Source organism: uncultured Ralstonia sp. (genome assembly GCA_913056305.1).
GTDB lineage: Bacteria > Pseudomonadota > Gammaproteobacteria > Burkholderiales > Burkholderiaceae > Ralstonia.
Genome location: CAJXMR010000012.1, coordinates 34708 through 53256, shown reverse-complemented (window position 1 = coordinate 53256; position 18549 = coordinate 34708). Strand labels below are relative to the sequence as shown.

At 65.8% G+C, this 18549-nt stretch carries 14 protein-coding genes; 10 read left to right on the top strand and 4 right to left on the bottom strand.

The features are described 5' to 3' along the window. Window positions 1–278 (top strand): cupin domain-containing protein (locus QZ609_RS03980; protein WP_295491365.1); only part of this gene is annotated, 278 nt, incomplete at its 5' end. Between the two features lie 104 nt (window positions 279–382). Here QZ609_RS03980 and QZ609_RS03975 read toward each other — a convergent pair. The 3 genes from QZ609_RS03975 to QZ609_RS03965 all read right to left on the bottom strand — a co-directional run bounded on the left by QZ609_RS03975 (window position 383) and on the right by QZ609_RS03965 (window position 5929). Continuing rightward, complete coding sequence (locus tag QZ609_RS03975) at window positions 383–1486, bottom strand: SDR family oxidoreductase (protein WP_295491362.1); 1104 nt, start codon at window positions 1484–1486, stop codon at window positions 383–385. A gap of 904 nt (window positions 1487–2390) precedes the next feature. Then, entirely contained in the window at window positions 2391–5129 is a 2739-nt protein-coding gene (locus tag QZ609_RS03970) for a hybrid sensor histidine kinase/response regulator (RefSeq protein WP_295491360.1), read from the bottom strand. After that, window positions 5129–5929, bottom strand: a complete 801-nt coding sequence (locus tag QZ609_RS03965) for a response regulator (RefSeq protein ID WP_295491358.1) — start codon at window positions 5927–5929, stop codon at window positions 5129–5131. Before QZ609_RS03965 ends, QZ609_RS03970 begins: the two co-directional genes overlap by 1 nt. A 473-nt stretch (window positions 5930–6402) precedes the next feature. On the opposite strand from QZ609_RS03965, the gene QZ609_RS03960 reads away from it, so the two are divergent. The 7 genes from QZ609_RS03960 to QZ609_RS03930 all read left to right on the top strand — a co-directional run bounded on the left by QZ609_RS03960 (window position 6403) and on the right by QZ609_RS03930 (window position 15292). Beyond that, on the top strand, window positions 6403–7734 hold the full coding sequence (locus QZ609_RS03960) for a glycosyltransferase (RefSeq protein WP_295491356.1): 1332 nt from the start codon (window positions 6403–6405) through the stop codon (window positions 7732–7734). After that, the gene (locus QZ609_RS03955) at window positions 7731–8774 is read left to right on the top strand and encodes a polymer-forming cytoskeletal protein (protein WP_295491353.1); all 1044 of its coding nucleotides are present in this window, start codon (window positions 7731–7733) and stop codon (window positions 8772–8774) included. Before QZ609_RS03960 ends, QZ609_RS03955 begins: the two co-directional genes overlap by 4 nt. Window positions 8775–8786: 12 nt before the next feature. Continuing rightward, entirely contained in the window at window positions 8787–9797 is a 1011-nt protein-coding gene (locus QZ609_RS03950; protein WP_295491351.1) for a hypothetical protein, read from the top strand. Beyond that, window positions 9794–11650 carry a polysaccharide deacetylase family protein gene (locus QZ609_RS03945; protein WP_295491348.1) on the top strand — a complete coding sequence of 619 codons (1857 nt, stop codon included), beginning with the start codon at window positions 9794–9796 and terminating at the stop codon, window positions 11648–11650. Before QZ609_RS03950 ends, QZ609_RS03945 begins: the two co-directional genes overlap by 4 nt. Window positions 11651–11745: 95 nt before the next feature. Beyond that, window positions 11746–12774: a YaiO family outer membrane beta-barrel protein gene (locus QZ609_RS03940; RefSeq protein ID WP_295491346.1), complete on the top strand. Its 1029-nt coding sequence runs from the start codon at window positions 11746–11748 to the stop codon at window positions 12772–12774. Beyond that, on the top strand, window positions 12771–13640 hold the full coding sequence (locus tag QZ609_RS03935) for a hypothetical protein (RefSeq protein WP_295491344.1): 870 nt from the start codon (window positions 12771–12773) through the stop codon (window positions 13638–13640). Before QZ609_RS03940 ends, QZ609_RS03935 begins: the two co-directional genes overlap by 4 nt. Window positions 13641–14575: 935 nt before the next feature. Next, on the top strand, window positions 14576–15292 hold the full coding sequence (locus QZ609_RS03930; RefSeq protein ID WP_295491342.1) for a response regulator transcription factor: 717 nt from the start codon (window positions 14576–14578) through the stop codon (window positions 15290–15292). Window positions 15293–15342: 50 nt separating this feature from the next. Here QZ609_RS03930 and QZ609_RS03925 read toward each other — a convergent pair whose 3' ends face one another. Further along, window positions 15343–16494 (bottom strand): PAS domain-containing protein, encoded by a 1152-nt coding sequence (locus QZ609_RS03925; protein ID WP_295491339.1) that lies wholly within the window; start codon window positions 16492–16494, stop codon window positions 15343–15345. Between the two features lie 329 nt (window positions 16495–16823). On the opposite strand from QZ609_RS03925, the gene gspG reads away from it, so the two are divergent. Together gspG and QZ609_RS03915 are read left to right on the top strand one after the other, a co-directional pair. Continuing rightward, window positions 16824–17291, top strand: a complete 468-nt coding sequence (gene gspG, locus QZ609_RS03920; protein WP_295491337.1) for a type II secretion system major pseudopilin GspG — start codon at window positions 16824–16826, stop codon at window positions 17289–17291. A gap of 52 nt (window positions 17292–17343) precedes the next feature. Beyond that, complete coding sequence (locus tag QZ609_RS03915; protein ID WP_295491334.1) at window positions 17344–18546, top strand: type II secretion system F family protein; 1203 nt, start codon at window positions 17344–17346, stop codon at window positions 18544–18546. Window positions 18547–18549 lie beyond the last annotated feature (3 nt).

The following is an 18549-nucleotide window of genomic DNA, read 5'->3' as shown; positions in this document are numbered from 1 at the left end:
AGCGCATCATCGTCAATCCGGGCTCGTCGCTCAGCCTGCAAATGCATCACCATCGTGCAGAACATTGGATCGTGGTGTGCGGCACCGCCAAGGTATTCAACGGTGATCAGGTGATGCTGCTGTCGGAAAACCAGTCAACGTATATACCGCTAGGCGTGACGCATCGCCTGGAAAACCCGGGCAAGATTCCGCTTGAGCTGATTGAAGTGCAATCCGGATCCTACCTTGGCGAGGACGATATTGTTCGCTTCCAGGATCACTACGGGCGCGTTGCTTAGGCGAGCTCACGACTGCAAAGACTACCTCGCGCACGCGCCCACGGGCGCATGCCGAGGGCGGTGAGGCTACTGTTGGTCTGGTGGTTTGGTTTAGTTGGGGACGCTTATTTGTAGTCCCACTGCATCTGCTCGGTGATCGACACGGCGTCCGACGTGTCGAGGCAGCGGTCTAGATAACTGAGCAGCGAGCGCGGCTGAAAGCCCGTCTCTGTTACCAGTCGCGTGTTATCGAACACGTAGCTCATGCTGGCGAACTTGGCATACAGGTGAATGCAGCGCGCGACCAGTCGCACGTTGCCGTCCCCCGTCAGGCTCAGGAATTTACGCGCCAATGCTTTCTCGGCAATTTTTTCCTGATACACGTAGCCGGCCAGCGCTTGTGCGTCTTCTTCCGGCGTCTTGCAACGCTTGAAGCGCGGGTACAGCGTTTCGATGCGCTCGGAGTTCGCGTCGCCGGCACTGACGTGATACAGGTCGTGCGCCAGCCTGGGCTTGGTCGACAACTGCACGATGGCCTCGGCGCAATCGTCCACGGGCAGGATGTCGACGCGGTCGGACAGGCGGCAGCTGAACGTCTCGAGCAGCGCCACCATGCGCAACATCCAGAAGATGCTGCCTGACGGCTCGCAACCCAGCGCGCTGTGGCCCACCACGATGGACGGCCGCACCACCACCAACGGCAGTTCGGGCACCGCTTCGCGCAGTTTCAGCTCGGCCATCCCCTTTGAATACGTGTATGGCACCGCGTGTTGCGCGAGCGGGGGGACATCCCAGCTCTCGCTGACATGGCGATCGGCCAGCTGGCCGCATGACATGGCCGTGCCGATCTGCAGGAAGCGCTTCAGGCGTGAGCCTTGCGCCGCCAGCCGGCCGAGCGCCAGCACGCCGTCCACGTTGGTTTCCCACAGCGACGGGTGGTTGGAAAACGTCGCCAGCGCGGCGCAGTTGATGATGATCTCCGGGTCGCCAAGCTTGGCGCCGGCCGCATTGCGCAGGTCGAACGGCACGATCTGCGCTTCGCTGATGCCATCCAGCACCGTTTGCGGCAATTGAAAACGACGCAGATTGTTTTGCAGGCGCACGAAGCCCTCGGCAGGGGTTTCGCCGCGCACCGCAAAACGGGTGTCGCCCAGCAAACCGTTGTCCGCCAGGTTGGCGGCAATAGCGCCGCCTACAAAACCGGTCGCGCCGGTCAACAGAATACTCATGCCTGGGACTCGAAAATTCGTCGCGTCGCGGGACGGTGCTTGCCCATCCGAAAGAAATGTCCGTTGCTGCCGTTATCGATGTTGGCGCGGATGCGCCTTTCGGAGTCAGGTGACCAAACCGGGTGTCGCCTTGGGGGCTGACCGGCCCGGACGGCATCGCCAAATCTAGGCGGCGTACTCGCTTGGTGCGGTCGGGTCGCCAAACGGCAATCAAACATGCGGCCGGGATCGCCAGCCAATTTGCGAGTTTACAAGAATGTAACCTTTCAGTCCCTTTCGGGTAGCGCATCTGCTCACCCCTCGTTGAGGGGGTTGATTTCACGCGTGCGGCGCCGCTTCTGGTTGTTGCGTCGCAAGCCCAAAAATCTTCACTACATCCGCATGAACGGCACAATCGTAGGCGGCCTGATCTGGCAGGGCTTTATCTGCGCGCCCGGGTGCCGATCTTGCTCGGATGAATGAGCACCCGCAACAATCAGGGAATTTATCTGTGCAGCCAGGAAAGACTTCTGCCACGCAATTGTTTCACTGACGTGGCGGGTCGTTTCGAGTCTAGATTGAACGGGAGCAATCAACCTTGGGAATAGCCAAGCACGATATTCCCTGTCTTTCCCTGTTCCATGTCGGCTGTTGTAGCTGACAACCCCGTTGCGACCGGCAAAGAATCGAGGGTAGGCTGGTTCGATGAGGGAGATAGATGCCTAAATTCTCTGCAAATTTCCCAGTTGGCAGGGCAGCGGAGTGAGACAAACCAGACTCACCGCTCCGCCAGCAGTAGTGATATAGCCCTGATTTTTCAGGGCTTTATTTTTTTGCGCTGCCCATCCCCCCATCGCCACCCGCATTGAGTGATAGCGATCGTGGTCAGCGCGGCTGCGTACGGCATTCTCCCTGACGCGGCTTCCTAGCCGCAGAGTCTTTCCAGTTCCGCCAGATCCCCAAGGGTTGCCAACTGTCGCGCCTTGCGTGCAAATGCCTCGCACCCAGGGTATTGGGACGCGACAGCATCGGCCCAATCGATCAAATCTGAAATCGCACCGAGGTCGATCAACATATGGGCGACGGCCAGCGCTTGCGGCGGCGGGCTGACGAGCGGCGGTGCCGCTTGCGCGTCGGCGGCCGATGATGGGATTCGATCCAGCTTCAGTAGCCGTGCCAGCGTGTTCTGCAACTCCATGAAATTGACGGGCTTCAGCAAGATGGCATCGAAGCCGGACGGTGCATTGCCTTCATGGTCTTGCGTGGCCTGAGGAATCGCGGACAGCACGACGACGGGAACGCCAGGGAGATGTTCGCGAGCGGCGCGCAGCACGGCCAAACCGTCGGCGCCGGGCATCAGGTAATCCGTGAGCAGCAGATCGGGGGCCGCCCCCTGTGCCTGTACCATCCGTTCGATGATGGCGGCGCCGTCGGGCGCGGTTTCCACCACAAAGCCCAGGCTGGAGAGCTCATCCGCCAGCAGGCGACGGATGTCGGCCGTATCCTCCGCGATCCAGATGCGCAGGCCGCTGCCATCGATGGTCGGCTCGACCTCGGCGATGTCCGACACGTGGTGATCCGACATCCATTCTTCTGCCGCCGTCAGCGCGGGCAGCTTCACGCGGATCGTGGTGCCGGCGCCCCGTTCGCTGTCGATGTCCAGCGAACCGCCCATGCGCGCGATCCACTGGCTGACGATCGCCAGGCCCAGCCCGATGCCTGGCTGGGTGTGCGCGGTATCGAGCCGTCGAAAGGGTTCGAAAATCCGTTGCTGATCTTCGGGCGCAATCCCGAGGCCGGTGTCCCTGACAACGAAGGTCAAGTCCACGGGGGCGCCGGGTTGCACGGGTTGTGCATCGCGGCGGCAGTCAACCAGGAGTTCGACAGTGCCGTCGGTGGTGTACTTGGCGGCGTTGTCCAGCAGGTTGCCGAGCACCCGGCGCAACCCCTTGGCGTCCAGCTGGAGAACGGGCGGCAGCGGGCGTTCGATGCTGAACGTGAAGCGGTTGCCGCGCCGGCGCGCGAGCTCGGCGCCTTCCTGCGCGATCGAATCGAGCAGCGCATGGAGGTAGACCGGCGCGCTTTGCAGTGCATCGGGTTCGCCGCCGCTCGCGTAGTCGATCAGGTCGTTCACCATGGCGAGCATGTGCCTGGCGCTGCGACGGATGATCCGGCCACGCTCGGCGTTGTCGTGGCCCGCTGCCTGCACCAGCTCGGCAAAGCCGATGATGGAGGTCAGCGGCGTGCGTAGATCGTGGCTGATACGGGCCAGAAAATCGGTCTTGGCGTGATTGGCTTCGTCGGCGGCGATCAGCGCCGTCTGCAACGCATGGGTGCGCTCGATGACCGCCTGCTCCAATTTGAGCTGTTCCTGATTCCGCGCTTCCAGCAGGGCCTGCTGGGCCTGGATATGCGCCGTGTACATGGCACGCGAGCGCTGGCTGACGATCACGCTCATCATGAACAAGGCCGCCAGCTCGAGCATCCAGGCAAATGGCAGCCTGGCGAGCCATTCGTCGTTCAGGAAACCGTGGATGACCAGCAGCGATACCAGCTGCACCGGCCACACCAGCGCAAAGGAGAGGACGAACAGCTTGGCGTTGGGCAAGCCGCGACGCCAGGCGTCGAGCATCGAGACCGGCCACACCACATTGAACACCGCGATGACGGTGTTGGAGTAGACGGCGCCGGCACGATAGTCGCCGAGCAGGGTCCAGGCGGTTCCCAGCAGGAGCAGGGCGGCGAGGGTGCGATAGACCCGTCGCCACGAGGCGATACGGCCCAGGCCGACGAACGTCACGGTGACGGCCGTGTAGAGCACCGTGGCGAGTGTTCCGAGCGTCGAAGGTGCGCGCAGCACGGGTTCGCCGCCGGCGCCAAGGAAGTAGCGGTACAGGTAGCCGTTGAACGCCAGGCTGTAGAGCAGCGCCACGCAGATCCATCCTGTCATCAACAGAAAGCCGCGATCGCGCCAGCTCCACCCTTGGACGAGCGTATACAGGGCGAGCATCAGCGAGGAGCCGACCAGGAGCGCCATCATCATCAGGTCATGGCCTTCTCGCTGGCGGAAAGCCTCCGGCTCCCATAGCCCGAGGTCGATCTCCACGGCGGAGCGGCTGCGCACCTTTAACGCGAATTCCATCTGCTCGCCCGGGGCGAGCGTGACAGGAAAGACAGGGATCGCGGCTGCGACCGGGCGGCTGGCAAAAGGCACGCTGTTGCCGGACAGCACCACCTCGCGTGCCACGGTCTCGCCGGGGGCCAGGCGGAAATAGCTCACCGACTCCAGCCGCGCCGTGCCGACTGCCAACCAGCGCGTCACCGTCTGGGGGCTGCTGTTGTAGAGCGAGCCGCGCAGCCACAGCGTTGACGCGGTATAGCCCCGGTTCAGGCTTGCGCCCTGGACGCGTTGCCAGTCCGCCCGGGCCATGGCGGCCTGGAGGTCGAGTTGGCCGGTTGTGTCTTCCAGCATCGACAGTTGCGGCAGCAGGGCGGGCGAGCCGAGGGCGGTGACAGCACGCTGTCCCACATCGATCGGGCTCGCCCAGAGCGGATGGCTAGCAAGCCAGATCAGCAGCCCAAGCACGGTCGACATGCGCGCCGCCCAGCGGAAGGCGCGTGCCGCCCATGCGACGCCGCTTTTGCTGCCGCCTTCGCTGCTCATTACCCGCGCTCTCCCAACGCCTGCCTGAACTGGCTGGGCGACAGGCCAAAGCGCTCGCGGAACGCGGTGGAGAAATTGGCGGTGCCGCCATAGCCGAGCTCGCGCGCGATCGCCTGCACTTCGAGCGAGGTCTCGGACAGCAAGCGCCGCGCCTCCTTCATGCGTTGTTCACGCAGAAAATCGAACACCGTCACGCCCACGCACTGCCTGAACGCCGCGTTGAGGCGGCGCGCATTGGTGCCAACGGCGGCGGCAAGCTCGGTCAGGCTTGGGGTCTCGGCCAGCCTTTCGAGCAAAAGCTTGCGCGTTGCCCGATACAGGATCACATCCAGCGTGCTGGAGGCGGCATTCACTTCTTCGTCGTCGGTGCGGTGGTCCGTGGTTGCCGGCACAGATGGTTTCAGGTGGACGCACAGCCGCAACCGGACTTCCTCGAAATCGAATGGCTTGGTCACATAGTCCACCGCGCCGGCTGAGAGGCCTGCCACACGCTCATGGGGCAGCGCCGCGGAGGTCAGGAAGATCAGGGGAATGGCGCGCGTCACCGGATTGGCCTTGAGCAGGCGGCACGCGGTCATGCCATCGCATACCGGCATGCGGATGTCCATCAGGATCAGGTCGGGCCGCACGCTCTGCGCCTTCCGCACGCCGTCCTGGCCGTCCCTGGCGATGTAGATGCGGCAGCCCCGCTGCTGGAGAAAATCCACCAGCAACATGCGGCTCTCGTCGACGTCGTCAACGACGAGGATGCGCTGACCTCGCAGCGGATCGGAATACAGGGAAGTCGGGTTGCCCATCATGGGGCGCAATTAGAACACGCAGGGCCCGGCGCAGCGTGCGAACCCGCGCCCCTGGCCTACCCCACCTTCGGCGGGGGTGCCAGGGGCGGTTTCTCCAAAACAGCCGCAGGCCAGAAATATTTTCCCTTGCAGCAAAACAATTCCGCATTCGCGCAAAAGTCCACCCTGCGCATCCGCACAGGCGCGCTGTACATTGCGCCCCTGTTTTGCGCGGCTGGGGTCGGTTTGTATATCAGACGTGCACATGGAGCGGGTGCGATTGCCAGCCGGATCAGTTTGCGTTTTAGCGCATTCGTTCTATAGACACTGCTGCACCGTTCTTCATAGACTCGCGCCGACCTTGCAAAAATTGTAACGGGGATTTCCATGCGGCGCGTAGACTGCCCGGCCGGCGATCGGTCTTTGAGCGCGTTCGGCGTTGCTGCCGAAGTCCGCCCTTCGGCGTGCAAGGCGCGCGCAACCTGACCGCGATCATGGACCTCTCTGCGCTCGCCATCGACATCCTGCTGGGCCTCGCGTTCTGCATCATCACGCTGCTGGTGATCTACACCGCGCGGCACTATGTGTTCACGCTCAACCGGTTGTTCGGCCGCCAACGCCAGCCCTACCTCGACATCGAGCAGGGGGTCTGGCCGCGCGTGGTGGTCTGCGTGGCGGCGCATAACGAGGAGCGCGTGATTGCCGACTGCCTCAATGCGCTGCTGCTGGTGGACTACCCGCGCGACAAGATGACCATCATGCCGGTCAACGACCGGTCGAAAGACCGCACGCGCGAGATCATCGACGAGATCGCGGCGCGCAATCCGGGCCGCTTCCAACTGTTCCATCGCACCGAAGGGCGGCCCGGCAAGGCGGCTGCGCTGCGCGATGCCACCCAGTTGATCGACGCCGAGATCATGATCGTGTTCGATGCCGACTACCTGCCGGCACGCGGCCTGATCAAGCAGCTGGTGGCGCCGTTCTTCGATCCGGAAGTCGGCGCGATCATGGGGCGCGTGGTGCCCGTCAACGCCGGCACCAACCTGCTCACGCGCCTGCTCGACCTGGAGCGCGCCGGTGGCTACCAGGTGGACCAGACCGCCCGCATGAACCTCGGCCTGGTGCCGCAGTATGGCGGCACCGTGGGCGGCATCCGCCGCCGCGCGCTGGACGACATCGGCGGCTGGAACATCGACACGCTGGCCGAAGACACCGATGTGACCTTCCGCCTGCTGCAGCACGGCTGGAAGACGGTCTACCAGAACCGCTCGGAGTGCTACGAAGAGGTGCCCGAAGTCTGGCCGGTGCGCCTGAAGCAGATCAGCCGCTGGTCGCGCGGCCACAACCAGGTGATGGTCAACAACATCCGCAAGCTGCTGGCCAACGACCGCATCGGCCGCATCGAGCGGCTCGACGGCGCGCTGCTGCTGCTGATCTTCGTCATGCCGATGGTCCAGCTGCTGGGCTGGGTGGTGGCGGTGATCCTGTTCTACGCGGCGGCGCAGTCCATCGTCTCGGGCTGGATCTTCCTGGCCGCGCTGGTGTGCTATGGCGGGCTGGGCAGCAATGCCGCCTTCTTCGAGATTGCAGCGGCTACCTACCTCGATGGCCACCGCAACCGCATCCGCCTGCTGCCGCTGAACCTGTTCGGCTTCCTGATCAGCATGGTGACGATCTCGCGCGCGGCGCTTACGCAGGTGATGGACGCCTGGAACAAGCGTGAGCTGGTGTGGGACAAGACCGAGCGCTTCCGCACCGAAGCCGCCGGCGTGGCCAGCATGGTGAGCGGCGAGGCCCCGGCCCGGCCTGGGGCGGAAGGCTCATGATCGCGAACTATTTTCTACTGACCGGAACGGTGGCGGGCCTGGTGCTGCTGCCGTTTGTGCCGGCGCTGGCCGAGTGGCTGCGCCCGACCGATTACGCGCCGCTGCCGATGCGCCGCGACCAGCCCAACAGCCTCACGTTCTTTGCCAATAGCTTCCGCCGGCGGCTGATGGAACAGCACGGCGTCGATCTTGACGCAATGCGCGAGGCGGGCATGGCCTATGCGGTGCCCACCAGCGCGGAGCTGAGCGTCGGCGTCGACCCGCGCACGCTGCCGGACGGCGAGCCGTCGGCGCTCGCGCGTGCACTGGGCACGGCCAACCATATCGTGGTGTTCCCAGGCAATGCCTGGCTGGCGGCGCGCAGCCGGGTCCGCGCGGATCTGTACGTAGGGCAGGACGTGGAGGTCGAGCACGACACCCAGTTGCGCGCATGCCTGGCCGAAGGCGACATCCTCCTCGGCGAGAACGTGAGGGTGCAGCGCTGGGTGCATGGCCGCAGCGTCCGCCTGCTGCCCAACGTGCGCGTCGACGGTCGCGTTACGGCCCAGGCGCGCGTGCATGTCGAGGCGCCCGCGCGCTTCGAGCGCGCCGGCGCGGCGGAGGTGGCGTTCGGCGATGTCAGCGCGGCCGCGCAGCCGGTCGACATGCCGCAGCCCAGCACCCAGCGGCGCGTGCTGGATGGTGACGCCAACCTCGCGGCCGACGACGCAACCGATTGCGACTACGTGGTGCGCGGCAACTGCCATGTGTCCGACGGCACGGTGCTGGCCGGCAGCATCAAGACGCACGGGCACCTGCGCACCGGTAGCGGCGTGCGCATTATCGGGACGCTGTCGGCCCGGAAGAATCTCGAGATCGGTGCCGGTAGCGCCGTGCTGGGCCCGCTGATCGGCTTCGAAGACATCGTCCTGGGCCCGAACTGCCGCATCGGCCGCCCCGATGCGCCGACCACGCTCGTCTGCAACCGCCTGTTCGTCGCCCCGGGCTGCATTGTCCACGGGGTCATCACCGCGCACGAGTTCGCTCGTGTGGACGCGTAAAGGAGTGCATCGATGATCTGCTTCCGGTTTGCCCGCCGCTGTGCTGCCGTGCTGGGGGGGGGGCTCGTCTTCTCCATGACGGTGATGGCCGCTGCGCCCGCTGCACCCGCCACCGAGAGCGCCCCCGTGTTCGCAGACTTCACCACCCCCGACGGTGCCATGACCGTGTTCGCCAAAGGCGATTACGTGGAGCCCTACGCCGCGATCGAGGCCCTGCTGGTGGCCCACCGCCTGGGGGTCGACGTGCGCGCGAACGCTGCCGCCCTGGCCGACTGGCTGCTGCCGTACCAGCAGGCCAACGGCCCGTTCCCGCGCATCTGCCGCAGTGGCGGCGATAGCTGGGTCGCCTGCGGCCTGGCCGATGCCGACGACTCGCTCGCGGTGTTCTGGTGCCTGCTGGTCAACGAGGTGCTGCAGGGCCCCGTGCGCCTGCAGGCCAGCTGCGGCAAATCGCTCGAAAACCTGGCCACGCTGTGGGACCCGCGGCGCGAGACTTTCCAGGCGCTCACCGGCCGCACGGAAGCCTACTTTGCCGACAACGTGGAAGTGATCGGCGCGCTGCGGTACCTGCGAGCCGACCCGCGGACCGCAGCGCGCTATGCGCGCGAGCTGGGCGCGCTGCCATCGCATACGCAGATGCTGAACGGGCTCACCCGCTCCTTCAACTACCGATTCGACGGCGCGCTCGAACCAGAGTACGCCAGCCTGCCGCCCACGCCGCCGGGCTTCTATCCCAACGCCGTGACCCCGGTCTACCTGTGGGTCTTCGACCTGGACACCGGCCCCGTCGCCCTGCGCAAATGGGCGGTGTGGAAGCACCGCTACGAGCGCGCCTGGCTCGCCGGCAAGGCCGATCCGTTCCCCTGGGGGCTGATCGCCTGGGCGGCGTACCAGCTCGGGGATAGGAAAGTCGCGGCCGCGTGGCTGCAGGCGGCCGCGCAATGGCGCAGCGAGGGCCGCTGGAACCTGATGGAAGAGGGCGCCTGGATCGGGCTCTCGCACGCCATGGCCATCTCGCAATGAGCACGAACACGAACCCCATCCACTGGCGCAAGCACCAGACCAGCGCGCTGATCCTCATCGCACTGCTGGCCTGCGTCCTGTTGGTCTACCGCAGCATCAGCGCCGGCCCCGGCCGGCCGCAGACCGACGACATCGTGCTGGTGCTGCCCGACAACCTGGGCGCCGAGAACCGCATCTACGCGCAGGCCTGGGAGGACGCCGCCCTGGAAGAGGGCGTGCGCCTGCGCACCATGAGCGCGTCGGAGTTTGCGCGCCATGGCCTGGACGGCGCGCGTACCTTCGCGGGCGTGATCCTGCCCGACACCGTGCACCGCGCGATGACCACCTCGCTCATCAACAAGATCGGTCAGTTCGTGCAGGAGGGCGGCGCGCTCATGCAGGTGTACGACGCCGGCATCCTCAACGAAAAGGGCTACTACGAGGATGGCGCGTCGCGCCTGTCGACGCTGGCGGGCGTGCCCTACGGCTTCTACTCCACGCTGGGCGACAAGATGGCGACCCAGGTGACGGTCTACGGCCAGCCCGCCGACATGGTCGACCTGCACATCCCGCCGGGCCGCTGGATCGTGGTGGACGGACGCGCGGTGCTGTCGGGCTACGGCGAGGACAAGCTCCGCTACCCCACCCTACATACCGGCAAGGACTACCAGGGCCGAGTGCTACTGCGCGCGGAGGACAACACCGTGATCGCGGGTGAGCGCGCCGTGGGCAAGGGCCGTGTGCTGTTCGTCAACCTGCCACTGACCTATCTCAAGCTGCGCACCGACGGCGTGCTGATGCACGGCTTCCTGAGCTACTTCGCCGGCCATGTGCTGGAGCAGCCGCGCCTGTCGCCGGCACCGCAGGGGGTGGGCGGCCTGGTGCTGAACTGGCACTGCGACGCGCGCATCTGCATCGACGCCACCGACCGCCTGATCCAGGACGGCGTGTTCAAGCGCGGCCCGTTCAGCTTCCACATCACCGCCGGCCCCGACCAGCGCCAGTTCACCGACGGCCTGGGCGTGAACCTGGCCAACAACCACGCGTTTGCCGAGGTGGTGCACGGGCTCATGCGCCAGGGGCACGAGGTGGGCAGTCATGGGGGCTGGATCCACGACTGGTTCGGCCTGAACGTCAGCGAGGACAACCAGGCGTCCATGGAGACCTATCTGCAGAAGAACGCCGACGCCATCGAGGCGCTGACCGGCAAGCCGCAGACCGAGTACTCCGCGCCCACCGGCAACCAGCCCGAATGGGCCACACGCTGGCTGGACGAGCACAACGTCAAGGGCTACTACTTCACGGGCAACATCGGCCAGGGACCCACGCGCACCTACCGCAACGGCCGCCGCGACGAACATATCTGGTCGTTCCCGGTGCAGACCTACGGGGAGTACGCGACCATCGAAGAAGCCGACATGGCGCATATCCCCGAGCCGGAGATCGCGGCGTGGCTGACCTCGCTGGTCAAGTTCACCACCGATACGGGCGAGATCCGCCTGATCTACTTCCACCCGCCGGGCGCGGTGCGCTACCTGCACGCCATCGAGGCGCTGCTCGCCGCGGCTGATGCCGAGGAAGCTCGCAAGCGGTTCCACTGGCACACCATCACGCAGATGGCCGAGTTTGCCGAGCGGCGCGAGCAAACCGTCTGGCAGGTGACATCGGAGCGCAACGTCGTGCGCGTGAGCGCAGAGAACCCGGCCTCGCTCGACCAGCTGACCTGGCTGTTCCCGGCCGACCGCTATGCCGAGCCGCGCGTGGAGAGCGGGCAGGCCAGCATCACCCGGCAGGGCAACAACTGGATGGTGGTGGCGGGGCCGGGCAAGAAGCTCGCCGTTGCTGCCGGGCTGAAGGCCGGCGGCTTGCTGTAGCACCGGCACATTGCAGTGAAGAACGGGCCGCCACCGCGCCTCTAGAAAGGATGGCACCCGAATACAGAACGTAGAACAAACGGGGAAACGAGAGCGTGTATCGAACTCCAATCGCGTGGATCGCGTCGGCGGCGATCTGCGGTATGACGGCGCAGGTCGCCCACGCCCAGGCGGCTGAACCGGCGGCTGAACCGGCGCCTGCATCGGCCGTTGCGCAGGACGCGCCCGCCATGGCAGCCGATGGCGCCGAGCCCATGCCGATGCCGGAAGCCGCACCGGTGCCTGAGCAGGCGGCCGCACAGGACGGTGCCGCGCAGGCCGAGGACATGACGGCATCGGCATCCATGCCGAACCCCATGGCGACACCAGGGCCGGATGCCGCCACCGTGCCCGAACCGCTGCCCGTGCCGATGGAGCCCGAGCGTGGCGCGATCGAAGTCGTGCTCGACAATGGCCCCATGACCAACGGCTTGGGCTCGGCCACGGGCCTGGCGGTGCGCGGCATGATGGTCACCTCATTCGGCATCGTGCAGGGCGAGCTGGACCGCCAGAGCCGCTTCGGCTTTGCCGGCCAGTACGGCGCACTCTCGCTCACGCGCGACCTGTCGGAGGACACCTACATGACGGTCGGCGCCGGCACCGGCAGCAGCGAGCTGTTCTCGCGCTGGCGCGTGGACGTGGCCGGCTACCGCAAGTTCGGCCCCGACCGGCGTTTCGTGGCCGGCATCGGCGCCTACTATGCCGAGGGGCAGGACAGCGGCCGCTCGGACGAGGGCGTGGTCCTGAGCACGCTGGCGTATTTCTCGTCGATGGTGTTCGAGGGCGGGCTGCGCTTCAACCGGGCCAATCCGGGCCAGGTGTTCGGGCCGAGCCAGTACCTGGCCGCCACCATCGGCAGTGACGATCAGCGCGCGTTCATCGTGCGGGTGGAGCACGCGCGCGAGGCCTACCAGGTGTTCGCCAGCGGCAGCGAGCGGGTGGACTACAACAGCATGACCTACGCCGTGCAGTGGCGCGAGCGCGTCTCGCACAACCTGCTGCTGCTGGTGGGCGCGCAGTACTACCACAACCCTTTCTACAGCCGCACGTACGGCGAAGTCGGCTTCCGCTGGAGCTTCCGATGAGTCCATCCCAGCCATCGCCCGAGGCCGCCCCTGAGCACGCGCACCGGGGCCTTCCACCCACGCATCGACGCCTGCGCGGGCGTGAGCCGCGGCGCGTGATTGGCTATCGCGGCGATCGCATCGTCATGCATCGCGCGATGCGGCGCCTGGCGTTTCCACTCGTGCGCTGGGTCGACGTGCTGGGGATTCCGCTGGCACTCACGGTTGCCTTCTGCGTTGCATGGCCGTTGGTGTCGGCTCTATGGCAAACCATCATTGGGTTCTGGAGCGTGGCCCTGGGCGGGCAGATCCGCCTGGGTGCCGATCCTGCCCTGTTGCCGGGTTTCGGTACGGTGCCGTATCCGCACAGCGATGCGGCCCTGCCCACGGCAGTGCAGTGGCTGTGCGGCATGATCGTGACGCTGGGTCTGCTGCTCGGCACGCGCTTCATCAGCGGCAATGCGCTGCCGCTGGCGTACTTCCTGCGCCTTGTCGGCCTGGTCCAGGCCAGCGCGCAGTTCTACTTCTTCGTGTGGCCGGCGAGCTTTCCGTACGACGGCGGCAAGTCGATCGCCTCGCTCACGCAGGCGTCGGTGATCGTGGTGCTGATCACGCCGTGGCTGTATGCGCTGATCTACAACGTGCTCGACTTCGGCTTGGTACGCAAGCTGTTACTGTCGGTCATGGCCATGGCCTACCTGTGCCTGCTGATCCCGCTGCAGTACACGCTGGCTTCGGTCGCGCTGCTGCACGGTTCGATGCTGTGGTATCCGCAGGTCTTCCTGCTGGGCTCGATCTTCCTGCAGTTCGGCACGCTGATCGGGTTGTACGCCTGGGCGATGAGCTGGAGCCCGCGCGACGTCGCCTCCAAACACTTCGCGCCGTGAGCGTTCCTTCACGCGAAGGCTTCCTGGCAGCGTGAGCGACAACCCTGGGCAAGCCCGTGTGTCCGGCGTTCCCCGGCACGCAGCACGATGCTCGCACGGTGAGACCTCGACCGGATTTGACCGGGCGTCGTAGTCATGGCCTAGCCAATAGGTGCCACAGCCAGCGCGGGGAAAACGTTTCAGACCGCGCAAGCGCCGGCAGCCGACCTTCAGAACGGAGGGTGCGCGGCTGGATTGTGCGCCCCCAACGTCCCGTCCCGCACTCGGCGTTCGCCGGCCGGCGTGCCCGCCCGCGCATCCATGGCCGCAAGGCGCGCTGGCTGCCCGGCTTGCCGGACGCGCGCCCACCAGCGCGTGCCGTCGATTCGCGGATGATGCATCCGGCGCGCACTTGCCCGCCCTTGGGTTGCCCACCTTGCCTTCGCGCGCAAATCCTTTCTGCTGAGTGCCTTAGCGCGGCATTCAGCCAAGCGACATGAGTTCGGGCGCCCGTCTCGCCCGGGCGGGTTCCGCCCCATCCTCGTTGCGGGATTGTTTCAATCTCCACGCAGTGTGAAGTTGAGTGATGTGGGTGGCATCGGGCGCATCGCACATGGCGATGCCATCAGGCTTTGCGGGCATTCGGCGTGCCACTACCGGGTGTTTGCCCAGTCATGAAGCGGGAAATCCCTGTTACGACGATGTAACGGTTTGTAATGGGTCGCGAATCTTTCTCGCAGGAAATTGAAGGAAAGGCGGCGCCATGTTGGCTTCGCCAGCAGTGGCACAGTCCTTGCCTAGTTCGGTGCGGGTCAGGCCGCACATCGCACGAGGATGTTGCTGGTCTGGCCTGACACAACTGGCCAGAGAGCCAGCAATCGTGTCGACAAACTCGGGATAACAAGCACACCCAGGTGGCCCGGGCAGCGCAGGGACCAATTTGGGGAGGAGTTGCCGTGAGCCATGTACATCGCTTGCTGATAGCGGAGGACCACCATCTGCTCAGAGGTGGCCTGCGTTCGATGTTGTCGTCTTTGGGAGAGTACGAAGTCGTTGGCGAGGCGAAGGATGGGCGGGAAGCTTGCCAGCTTGCCATCTCGCTGGTGCCGGATCTTGTGTTGACGGATCTGTCGATGCCGGGCATGAACGGTATCGACATGGTGGCGACGATCAAGCGCCGCCTGCCGCAGATTCGCGTGGTGGTACTGACCGTCTACAAGTCCGAAGAGTACGTGCGTGAGGCGTTGCGCGTGGGCGCGGACGGCTACGTGCTCAAGGATGCATCGTTTGAAGAGCTGGTGATGGCGATGCGCCTTGTCATGCAGGGCAAGCGGCATCTCAGCGCCGATGTCTACGGCAACGTGGTGCAGTCGTTCGTCAACGGCCACGACACGCAAACGCCCAAGAGCGCCTGGGAGACGCTGACCGCGCGCGAACGCAGCGTCCTGCAGCTCGTGGCCGAAGGCCGCACCAACCGCCAGGTCGGGCAATACCTGAACCTGAGTCCCAAGACCATCGAGAAGTACCGCGCGCACCTGATGGAAAAGCTCGGCGTCTGCAATGTCACGGGCCTGGTGCTGGCGGCGATCGACCTTGGCCTGATCGCCCCATTGCAGGATCGCCACCATGAAGCCAGCGCCGGCGAGGCGTCTGTCAGCCGCCAGGAAACGTAGGTGCCATGCGGGCAGGAGAAGGCGCGGTTGCGCTTTTCTCCTGGCTGCCGTCAAACGCGCCACAGCGCCGAGACGAGCGTGCCATCGCCTACGGTCGATTGGATGAAGAAGCTGCCCCCGTTGAGTTCGACGCGCTGCTGCATGCCAATCAGGCCGAGTCCGGACAGTGAGTCCGGGTCTGCAACCAGCGGCTGCGTATCGAAGCCGATGCCGTTGTCCTGAATCGTCAGCAGGATGTTGGTCTCGATGCGGCGCAGGCTGAGCCGGATCTCGGTGGCCGCGCCGTGCTTGACGGCATTGCTCATGGCTTCCTGTGTCACGCGGAAGATGTCCGGCTTCAGGTTGTCCGGCACTTCTTCGTCCTCGACGCGGCAGTCGAAGCGCACCGTGAGCAATCCCGAGCCTTGCTCGATCCGTTTGCACAGTGCGTCGAGCGCGGCAGCCAGGCCCAGGCGGTCGAGCAGGACTGGTCGCAGCTCGCTGCAGATGCGGCGCACGTCGCCAATCGACTCACGGATGCGCAGCACGGCCGTATCGAGCAACTCGGTGGCGCCGCTCACGTTGTCGTGGTGGAGCTGGATCAGGGCGTCTTCCACCGTGAGCTTGATGAGCGTGAGCGCTTGTCCGAGCCCGTCGTGCAGTTCGCCGGCGATGCGCTTGCGCTCGCGTTCCTGCCCGATCATCAGGTGGGTGTACTGGCGCGTCGTGTCCGGCTCGCCTGCCGCCAGCGCACCGTTACCGTTACCGTTGGGTGCCTTGCGCTCGGTGGCAGGCGTCTCCTCGAAGATCGTCAGCAGCGCACCGATGCAACCATCGCTGTCGAAGATCGGATGCTGGTGCAGCAGCATGGTGGCCTGGTGGCCGCCGCGGACGCACAGCCGGGCGCGGAACGAGTGAAACCCGCCGGCCGAGCAACGCGCCAACCCCTCGACCACGTGCTCCCGCCCGCCTTTGGCCACCATGTCGAGCAGTGAGCGGCCGATCAGCTCGTCGACGGACAAGCCGAAGATGGCGCCGGTGCTGCCGTTGGCGGAAACGAAATGCCCGTCTGGCGAGAGGATGCAGAACGCCGCACCGCGCACGTCCGCCGAGGCATCGAAGTTGCGCTCGTTGGGGCGGAGGGTTGCAGTCAATCTGCGCACGGCGTCGATCACGTCGTGCCACGCCAAATGCCGGCCTTCGCGCTGCGAAGATGCTTTCATCTGGCCTCCGAACGTGGGTCACCGGTCGACGCGGCACGCTCGCGCAGCGCGCCGCCGCAGCTTGCGCCGATCGTCGGCATACGCCTGCAGGCGTTCAGCCCCGACGGCCCTGGGGTCTTTTCTTGTCATCACATTCTAGGTTTCGCGAGGCGGTGTGCAACGGGGCGCAGTGCGCCTATCGACCATCGGGACGTTACCCATGCGCGGGGGCGGGAGTTCCTCACTTCTTACGCCGTGGTGCAGCGACAAGAATGAGATCAAGCCTCTTCGGGACAGTGGTTCGACGAGGCGGCAACGGGGAAGGGGGCGTCGTGGTGCTTGATAGGCGAATGATCCGGATCCACCAGCGCGCGCGGCACGACCGCGGCAGCACGACCGTGCGTTGCAGCGCGCGCTGGCAGGACGGCTTCACGCTGTTGGAGCTGCTGGTCGTCATGGTCATCATCGGCTTGCTGGCGGGCCTTGTGGCACCACAGTACTTCGATCAGATCGGCAAGTCCAATATCAAGATCGCCAAGGCGCAGATCGAGTCGCTGGGCAAGGCGCTCGACCAGTACCGCCTCGATGTCGGCGCGTACCCGAGCACCGAGGAAGGCCTGGACGCGCTCAATGCCAAGCCGCAAAACCAGCCGCGGTGGAGCGGGCCGTACCTGAAGAAGTCGGTCCCGCTCGACCCATGGGACCGGCCTTACGTCTATCGGTCGCCCGGCGAGCACGCTGAATACGACTTGTACTCGCTAGGCAAGAGCGGCCAACCCGGTGGCGTTGGCGAGAACGTGACGATCACTTCATGGTGAAGGGCCGGTCAGGCTGGCCGTGAGGTGTCCGGCTGGAAAAAGGGGAGCTGAGGTGAAGTACCTGCTGCGCGTCTTCGATTCCGCTGGCCTGGTGCAGACCGTCTGCATCGAGGGCGACACCCAAGCGGGTGCCACCGCGGTTGCGCAATCGAGGGGGTTGCGGGTGATTGCAGTGCGCTCCGGCAGCGTGCGCGGGCAGCACGGCATCGGCCGCAGTGGGCTCGCCGGCCGGCGATTCAATGTTGAGCTGTTTGCGCGCGAGCTGGCGGCATTGCTCGATGCGGGCGTGAGCGTGATCGACGCGCTGCGCACGCTGGGCAGCAATGAACGCCGGGAGGCATCGGCGGCAGTCTATCGGGACTTGCTGCGGCGCCTCGAAGAGGGGCTGGCGCTGTCCAACGCCCTGGAACTGGCAGACCACATCTTTCCCGCAGTGCTGGTGGCCTGTGTCAAGGCCAGCGAGCAAACGGGCGGGCTGGCGGCCAGCCTGAAGCGCTATTCGCACAACAGCGCGGCGTTGCAGGCCTTGCGCACGCGCGTGGTGTCCGCGTCGATCTATCCCGCGGTGCTGCTGGCGGTGGGGTGCTCGGTGGCGGTGTTCCTGCTCGCGTTCGTGGTGCCGCGCTTTGCCGGCCTGCTGGAGCACAGCGGGCGCGAGTTGCCGCTGCTGTCTCAATGGCTGATGGCCTGGGGCGCGGTGGTGCATGCGCACGGCCAGGCCTTGGCGATCGGCTTCGTGCTCTGCGTGCTGGCCGCGGTTGCGGCGCTGCGCCGTGAAGCCGCCCGCAGCTGGTTCTTCGACCGGCTGCTCGCGCTGCCGGGCATCGGCGAGCAGTTCCGCGTCTACCGGCAGGCCCAGTTCTTCCGCACCTCGGCCATGCTCGTGGACGGCGGCATTCCCGCGGTGCAGGCGTTCGAGCTGGCGCGCGGGCTGGTCAGCCGCACCGATCGCGCCGCGCTGGCCGAGGCCATGGAGCGCATCCGCAATGGCGGCAAGATGTCCGACGCGTTTCTCGACGGTGGCTTGGCCGACCCGATCACCTACCGCCTGCTGACCGTGGCGGAAAAGACCGGCGGTCTGGGCCCCGTGCTCGACAAGATCGCCGCCTTCCAGGAGGCGCACGTCTCCCACGCGATCGATCTGGCCTCTCGCTTGGTCGAGCCCGTGATGATGATCGTCATCGGCTTCGTCATCGGCGGCATCGTGGTGCTGATGTACCTGCCGATCTTCCAACTGGCTTCCAGCGTTCAGTAGGCC

Bases quoted from the DNA above. Each gene is read 5' to 3' on its own strand.
- QZ609_RS03975 (WP_295491362.1), bottom strand. From the start codon at position 1,486: ATGAGTATTCTGTTGACCGGCGCGACCGGTTTTGTAGGCGGCGCTATT.
- QZ609_RS03970 (WP_295491360.1), bottom strand. From the start codon at position 5,129: ATGAGCAGCGAAGGCGGCAGCAAAAGCGGCGTCGCATGGGCGGCACGC.
- QZ609_RS03965 (WP_295491358.1), bottom strand. From the start codon at position 5,929: ATGATGGGCAACCCGACTTCCCTGTATTCCGATCCGCTGCGAGGTCAG.
- QZ609_RS03960 (WP_295491356.1), top strand. From the start codon at position 6,403: ATGGACCTCTCTGCGCTCGCCATCGACATCCTGCTGGGCCTCGCGTTC.
- QZ609_RS03955 (WP_295491353.1), top strand. From the start codon at position 7,731: ATGATCGCGAACTATTTTCTACTGACCGGAACGGTGGCGGGCCTGGTG.
- QZ609_RS03950 (WP_295491351.1), top strand. From the start codon at position 8,787: ATGATCTGCTTCCGGTTTGCCCGCCGCTGTGCTGCCGTGCTGGGGGGG.
- QZ609_RS03945 (WP_295491348.1), top strand. From the start codon at position 9,794: ATGAGCACGAACACGAACCCCATCCACTGGCGCAAGCACCAGACCAGC.
- QZ609_RS03935 (WP_295491344.1), top strand. From the start codon at position 12,771: ATGAGTCCATCCCAGCCATCGCCCGAGGCCGCCCCTGAGCACGCGCAC.
- QZ609_RS03925 (WP_295491339.1), bottom strand. From the start codon at position 16,494: ATGAAAGCATCTTCGCAGCGCGAAGGCCGGCATTTGGCGTGGCACGAC.
- gspG (WP_295491337.1), top strand. From the start codon at position 16,824: ATGATCCGGATCCACCAGCGCGCGCGGCACGACCGCGGCAGCACGACC.